The 6768-nt window shown below is 66.4% G+C and carries 6 protein-coding genes; 4 read left to right on the forward strand and 2 right to left on the reverse strand.

Annotated features, from left to right (window positions below):
* Positions 1–10: 10 nt before the first annotated feature.
* Together FVW27_RS04285 and FVW27_RS04290 are read right to left on the reverse strand one after the other, a co-directional pair.
* On the reverse strand, positions 11–553 hold the full coding sequence (locus FVW27_RS04285; protein WP_167123039.1) for a 4Fe-4S binding protein: 543 nt from the start codon (positions 551–553) through the stop codon (positions 11–13).
* A 73-nt stretch (positions 554–626) separates the two neighbouring features.
* On the reverse strand, positions 627–2021 hold the full coding sequence (locus tag FVW27_RS04290) for a phosphomannomutase/phosphoglucomutase (RefSeq protein WP_167123041.1): 1395 nt from the start codon (positions 2019–2021) through the stop codon (positions 627–629).
* Positions 2022–2104: 83 nt separating this feature from the next.
* Here FVW27_RS04290 and hflK point away from each other — a divergent pair, with 83 nt between their 5' ends.
* The 4 genes from hflK to FVW27_RS04310 form a co-directional block, all read left to right on the forward strand.
* Positions 2105–3280: an FtsH protease activity modulator HflK gene (gene hflK, locus FVW27_RS04295; RefSeq protein ID WP_167123042.1), complete on the forward strand. Its 1176-nt coding sequence runs from the start codon at positions 2105–2107 to the stop codon at positions 3278–3280.
* 1 nt (position 3281) lies between these two features.
* Positions 3282–4136, forward strand: coding sequence for a protease modulator HflC (gene hflC / locus FVW27_RS04300; protein WP_167123044.1), 855 nt, complete (start codon positions 3282–3284; stop codon positions 4134–4136).
* A 386-nt stretch (positions 4137–4522) separates the two neighbouring features.
* Positions 4523–5218, forward strand: a complete 696-nt coding sequence (locus FVW27_RS04305; RefSeq protein ID WP_167123047.1) for a LexA family transcriptional regulator — start codon at positions 4523–4525, stop codon at positions 5216–5218.
* A gap of 276 nt (positions 5219–5494) precedes the next feature.
* Positions 5495–6768 (forward strand): ATP-binding response regulator (locus FVW27_RS04310; protein ID WP_243838206.1); only part of this gene is annotated, 1274 nt, incomplete at its 3' end.

Raw genomic sequence — 6768 nt, forward strand, 5'->3', positions numbered from 1 at the left:
GGCGGTGGCGCTAGCGGGCATGGCGGGCCTCCCTTGCGGCGTCGGCACCGGCCTCGGGGGCGGGTGCATCCGGCGTTCCGTCCGGAGTGGCCTGCTCCGGTGCGCCCGGCGCATCCGCAGTGTCCGGCGTATCCGTGGAGTCCGGCGTGTCCGGCAGATCGGCCAGTTCTATGCACGCATGCGGGCAGAAGGGCACGCAGCGCCCGCAGTGGATGCACACGTAGGGCAGCCCGGTTTCGCCGTCCAGGTGAATGGCGTCCACCGGACAGGCGGCGGCGCAGTTGCCGCACCGGATGCACAGGTCGCGGTTTACCTTCACCCCGCCGCCCTTGCGCTGGGCATAGGCCCCGGTGGGGCAGGCCAGGGCGCAGGGGGCGGGGTTGCAGGCCAGGCAGAGGCGTGCCTCGAACCCTGTGGAAAGCCCCCCGGCAGATGTAATGCGGATGCCCGCCGTGGCCCACGACAGGCGCTTGTGGACCAGGCGCGCGCAGGCAAGCGAACAGCCGTGGCAGCCGATGCAGCGTTCCATGCGGCTGGCCTTGAGTATTTTCATGATGCGTCTCCCCCGGCACTCCCCCCATGCAGGCGGCATGCGGGCACGGGTGCGCCGGGCGTTTGCGGCGGGGCTATGCCGTGGCGTCTCTGGCCGCGCGGGCCTCGGCTATCCAGGCAGCGAGCGGCGTTTCCACCAGGGCGCGGATTTCGGCCAGGCGCTCCGGCGTTTCAGCCTCGAAGCGCAGCACCAGCACCGGCTGGGTGTTCGAGGCGCGCACCAGTGCCCAGCCGTCGGGCCAGGTGATGCGCGCGCCGTCGATCTCGTTGACGTCGTACAGCGCGCGGAAGTGCTCCTGCGCGCGGCGCACCACGGCAAACTTCACCTCGTCCGGACAGGCCATGTGCAGTTCCGGGGTGGCGTGCGAGGGCGGCCAGCCGGGCAGCGCCGTCAGCGGCACGTCGGACGCTGACAGGATGCGCAGCAGCAGGGCGGCGGCGTAGATGGCGTCGTCGAAGCCGTACCACCCCTCGTTGAAGAACATGTGACCGCTCATCTCGCCCGCCAGCGGCGCGCCCACCTCCAGCATGCGGGCCTTCATCACCGAATGGCCGGTGATCCACATGGTGGGCTTGCCGCCGTGGGCCTCTATGTCGCGGAACAGGCGGTGCGAACACTTCACGTCGGCCATCACCTCGCCGCCGGGCACGCGGGCCAGCAGATCGCGCGCGAAGAGGGAGAGCAACTCGTCGCCGAACAGCAGGCGGCCCTGCGCGTCCACCGCGCCCAGCCGGTCGGCGTCGCCGTCCAGGCCTATGCCCAGGTCCGCGCCTTCGCTGGCCACGCGGGCGATCAGGTCGCGCATGTTGGCTTCCACCACCGGGTCGGGGTGGTGGTTGGGAAAGGCCCCGTCCGGGTCGCAGTACTGGTCGATGACGTCCGCACCCAGGCGGCGCAGCAGGTCGGCGCACAGCTCGCCGCCCGCGCCGTTGCCGCCGTCCACCACCACCTTCAGGGGGCCGCGGGCGCGCGGTGCCAGCTGCACCCGTTGCGTCACGGCTTCCATGTAGGCAGGCACGATGTCCATGGTGCAACCCACGCCCTTGCCCGAGGCAAAGCGCCCGGCGGCGAATATCTCGTAGATGCGCCGTATTTCGGTGGTGTGGATGGTGGTCGCCCCGGCCCACACCTTGAAACCGTTGTATTCCGGTGGATTGTGGCTGGCGGTGATCATGATGCCGCCCTGGCGGTCCAGGTGGCGCACGGCAAAGTACAGCAAAGGGGTGGGCACCATGCCCACGCTGACCACGTCGATGCCGCAGGCGATGAGCCCGGCGGTGAGTGCGTCGTGGTAGGCGGGGGAGCTGTGGCGGCAATCGTGGCCCACCACGGCGCCGTTGATGCCGCGTTCCAGCAGGTAGGTGCCGCAGGCGCGCCCCAGGCGCTCCACCCATTCGGCGTCGAAGTCGGCATCGACGATGCCGCGGATGTCATAGGCCCGGAACGGGCGGTCGGAAATCGGTTTCATGGCTGCTCCGGCAGGCGGGGTGGGTCGGCAAATCGGCGTCATGCCTTGACCGCACTCCACATCTGCCCTATTTTTGAGGTATTATGAACTGGGATTGGGAAAAACTGCAAGAAAAACGGCAGCGGCACTCCGGGTGGCGCGGAGGTTCCGGCGGTTCCGGCGGCTCCGGCGACGGGGACGATGGTGGCTCCGGCGGCTCTGGTGGCCCCGGTGGCCCCGGCGGTTGGGATGACCCCTCCGGACCGGACTTCGAGAAGCTCGGCGAGACCTTCCGCAAGTTCCGCGAATACCCCTTCCCCGCGGGGAAGGTGGTGGCGCTCGTCTTCGTCCTGTTGTGGGCGGCGTCGGGCATCTACATCGTCGAACCGGACGAACTGGGGGTGGTGTTGCGCTTCGGCCGCTACGACCGCACCGTGGAATCCGGCCCCCACTACCATCTGCCGTTCCCCGTGGAATCGGTGTACACCCCCAAGGTGACTCAGGTGCAGCGCGCCGAGGTGGGCTTCCGCTCGCTGACGCAGGGTGCGTCCTTCCAGCAGGGGGGCGGGCGCATCGTGCCCGAGGAAGCCGCCATGCTCACGGGTGACGAAAACATCGTCAACGTGCAGTTCAGCATCCAGTTCCAGATCAAGGACCCCGTCCAGTACCTGTTCAACGTCACCAATCCTTCCGCAGTGGTGCGCAGCGCTGGCGAGGCAGCCATGCGCGAGGTCATCGGCAACAGCCGCATCGACGCAGCGCTTACCGACGGCAAGCAGCTCATCCAGAACGAGACCCTCACGCTGTTGCAGGACATCCTGGACATCTACCAGGTGGGCGTGCGCGTGCTGGCCGTGCAGATGCAGGACGTGCATCCGCCGAAAGAGGTCATCGATGCCTTCAAGGACGTGGCCAGTGCCCGAGAGGACAAGAGCCGCATCATCAACGAGGCAGAGGCCTACCAGAACGAGATTCTTCCCCGCACCCGCGGCCTTGCCGCAGAGGTGATCAACCAGGCCGAAGCGTACCGGCAGGCCCGCGTGCGCGAGGCGGAAGGCCAGGCCAGCCGCTTCATGGCCGTGCTGAAGGAATACAACAAGGCCAAGGACGTGACCCGCAAGCGCCTGTACCTGGAAGCCATGGAAGAGGTGCTTTCCGCGCCCGGCATGGAAAAGATCGTCATCCCCGGCGAGGCGGGGGCGCGCATGCTGCCCTACCTGCCGCTGGACGGGGCGCGGCCCCGTGGCGACGCGGGCGCGGCCCGCAAGGGGAGCGAATAGCATGGAACGCCGTACCATAACCGTACTCATCGCCCTTGCCGCGCTGCTGGTCATGGGCAGCCAGTGCATGTACAGCGTGCACCAGACCCAGAAGGCCATCGTGCTGCAACTGGGCGAGCCCGTGGGCGGCGTGGTGCTGCCTGGCCTGCACTTCAAGCTGCCGTTCATCCAGAACGTGGTGTATTTCGACGCGCGCATCCTGGATTACGACGCCCGCTCCGCCGAGGCCCTGACCAGCGACAAGAAGGCCATCGTGCTGGACAACTACGCCCGCTGGCGCATCACCGACCCGCTGACCTTCTATCGCACCGTGCGCACCATTCCCGGCGCCCAGGCCCGCCTGGACGACACCGTGTATTCGCAGTTGCGCGTCTTCGTGGGGCGCAACACCCTGACCGAGGTGGTCTCGTCCAAGCGGGCCGAGATCATGGGCGCGGTGACGGCCCGCACCTCGGAACTGCTGCGCGAGTACGGCATGGAAATCATCGACGTGCGCATCAAGCGCACCGACCTGCCCACGGAGAACCAGCGCGCCATCTTCGGGCGCATGCGCGCAGAGCGCGAGCGTCAGGCCAAGCAGTACCGCTCGGAAGGCCAGGAGGAGTCGACCAAGATTCGCTCTACCGCCGACCGCGAGCGTACCGTGCTGATGGCCGAGGCCACCCGCAAGTCCGAGATATTGCGGGGCGAAGGCGATGCCGACGCCGCTCGGATATTCTCCGAGGCGCTTTCGCAGTCGCCGGAGTTCTACGACTTCCAGCGTAGTCTGGATGCCTACCGCAAGGTGTTCCGCGACAACACGCGCATCATTCTTACCCCAAGTGACCCGTTCCTGAAACAGTTCCAAGGGCGATAGTGTAACATTGTTACGTTTTTTGCGTGATCGCAGTGTAACATGTTACGCGCCGTTGCCCTGATACCGGAAAGCGCGTTGCGCTATACAGGGTGCTACCCCCGGAAATCATGGACTCTATCTGTTGGTGGCACCGTTCTTGTATCACTATGGGACGTAACGACCCGGAATGCGGGCAGCAGTGAGCGACGCAACGTTGCCGATGTGGTGCCGTCATATGATGGCGAGCGCCCGCATCATGGCATTGACGTGTCGCTCGCTCTGTGCGAGGCAGCACTGCAAAGGCGAACCGCAATCATCCAGAAAGCGGAGCGTGCACGCACCGGGGACCGGTTTCCGACGCGCCGGGTCGCGGCCGTGGGGCCGTAATTCTTGAATGGGAGAACACCGTGTCCACCTTTGAAGAAGTTTTTGAACGCATCAAGCTGGCCACCAATACGCGTACGCAGGTGGAGCTTGCCGAGGTGCTAGACATCCGGCAGTCCAGCATTTCCGACGCCAAACGCCGCAATTCGGTGCCCTCCGACTGGTACATGAAGCTGTTCGAGAAGTTCGGCCTGAACCCCGACTGGCTCAAGAAGGCCTCTGGCCCCATGTATCTGCGCACCGAGCAGGGCTACCAACCCCTGGACGCCCCCGCAGCGGGCATGGTGCTGGAAGACCCGGCCCGCTACGGTGACCCGGATGCCAAGAGCAGCGTGGTGACGGTGCATTCCATGCATTGCGAGGTCACCGAACAGGGCGGCGGTCCGTTGAAGGCCATTGGCAAACTGTCCGTGCCGCAGTCGTACTCCGGCCCTTCGGTGCAGGTGGTGCGCATGGATGCTTCGAGCATGGAACCGCTGGTGCGCAAGGGTGCCTATGTGGGCATAGATACGGCCCAGAAGAACGTGGTGTCCGGCGAACTGTACGGTGTGTACGTTCCTTACGAGGGCGTGGCACTGAAGCGCATCTTTCTCGATGCGGAAAAGGCCCGCTTCGTGCTGCGGTCCGAAAATCCCGCGCACCCCGAACAATATCTGCCCGTGGACAAACATGCGGAACGCATAGTGGGGCGGGTGGCCTGGGTGCTGCAACGCTTCTGATTGTTTCAGCCGGCGGTGACGCGAGACCCGCTGAAAGAAACATGACAAGGCAACTCCGAAAGGGCCGTGCCGCGAAAGCGGCGCGGCTCTTGTTTTTGTCCCGGAATGGGGGAAAACCGGTACGGGTAGGGTGCGTCGCACACCGGATGCCTTGCGTTGAATGCAGAAACGCGTCATGTACTGCTGTATATGTGCCCGGTATGCCCGGTGTGATCGTCGTCACCGTGCCTTCCCCCAGGTCCCGTCACAAAAGCCTCACCGTCGCGGACAGTGACCATGACGCAACAGCAACCTCTTCCGGATTCGGGCCGCCCTTCAGTGGTCATCGTCGATGACGAGCAGATCGTGGCGCTGGACATCCGTCGTACCCTGGAACGCCTGGGGTATGCCGTGCCCGCCATGGCCGCCGACGGGGAAGAGGCCGTGCGCATGGCGGGGGAGTTGCGGCCCGACCTCGTGCTGATGGACATCCGCCTGCGCGGTCCCATGGACGGCATAGAGGCGGCTGGGCGCATCGCCGGGCAGTACGGGGTGCCCGTGGTGTTCCTGACGGCCTTTTCCGATGCGGCCACCCTGGAGCGGGCCAAGGCCTGCGGCCCGTTCGGCTTTCTGGTGAAGCCCTTCGAAGAGCGCGAACTGCATTCCACCATCGAAGTGGCCCTGTTGAAGCACCGGGCCGTGCGTGACCTGGACGAGGCCCGGCGCACCGCCGAGAACGCCAGCATCGCCAAAAGCGCCTTTCTGGCGGGCATGAGCCACGAGATACGCAATTCGCTCAACGGCATCCTGGGCATGACCGACCTTGCGCTGGAATCGGCAGAGGACGAGGAACAGCGCGACCATCTGATCACCGTGCTGGAATCGGCGGAGACGCTGCTGGCCCTGCTCAACGACGTGCTGGACTTCTCGCGGCTGGAGGCACGGCAGATTCGCCTGGTGGAACGCCCCTTCGAGCCCGCCGCCGTGGTGCGCAAGGTGATGCGCTCGGTGCAGTCGGAGGCGGCACGGCGCGGTCTGGCCCTGTCGTGGCGGGTGGCGCCGGAGATACCTCCCGTGCTGGCGGGCGACCAGGTGCGGCTGACCCAGGTGCTGGCCAACCTGGTGGGCAACGCGGTGAAGTTCACCCATGCGGGCGTGGTTTCCGTGGAGGTCGCGCCGGTGCCCTCGCCGCCGAGCCTGTTCGAGTCACTGTTTCCCCCCGGCGAGCCGGGGGGGGCCACCCTGCTGTTCACCGTGCGCGATACCGGCATCGGCATCGCCGAGGACCGGCTGGAATCCATTTTCGAACTGTACGCCCAAGCGTCCGACGATACCGGAGCCACGTATGGCGGTTCGGGCCTTGGCCTGTCCATCTGTCGCCAGTTGGTGGGCATGATGGGCGGCAGCATCTGGGCGCGCAGCACGCCGGGTGTGGGCAGCTCGTTCCATTTCACCTGCCGCCTGCGGCCCGCGCCCGCCCCCGATGCGCCTTCCGCATCCGGTACGGCCCAGGTCCCTGGTGGGTCCGGCATCTCCGTGCCGGACGGGGCCGAGCCGCGTCCCACGGCGGG

Source organism: Nitratidesulfovibrio liaohensis (assembly GCF_011682075.1).
Taxonomy (GTDB): domain Bacteria; phylum Desulfobacterota; class Desulfovibrionia; order Desulfovibrionales; family Desulfovibrionaceae; genus Cupidesulfovibrio; species Cupidesulfovibrio liaohensis.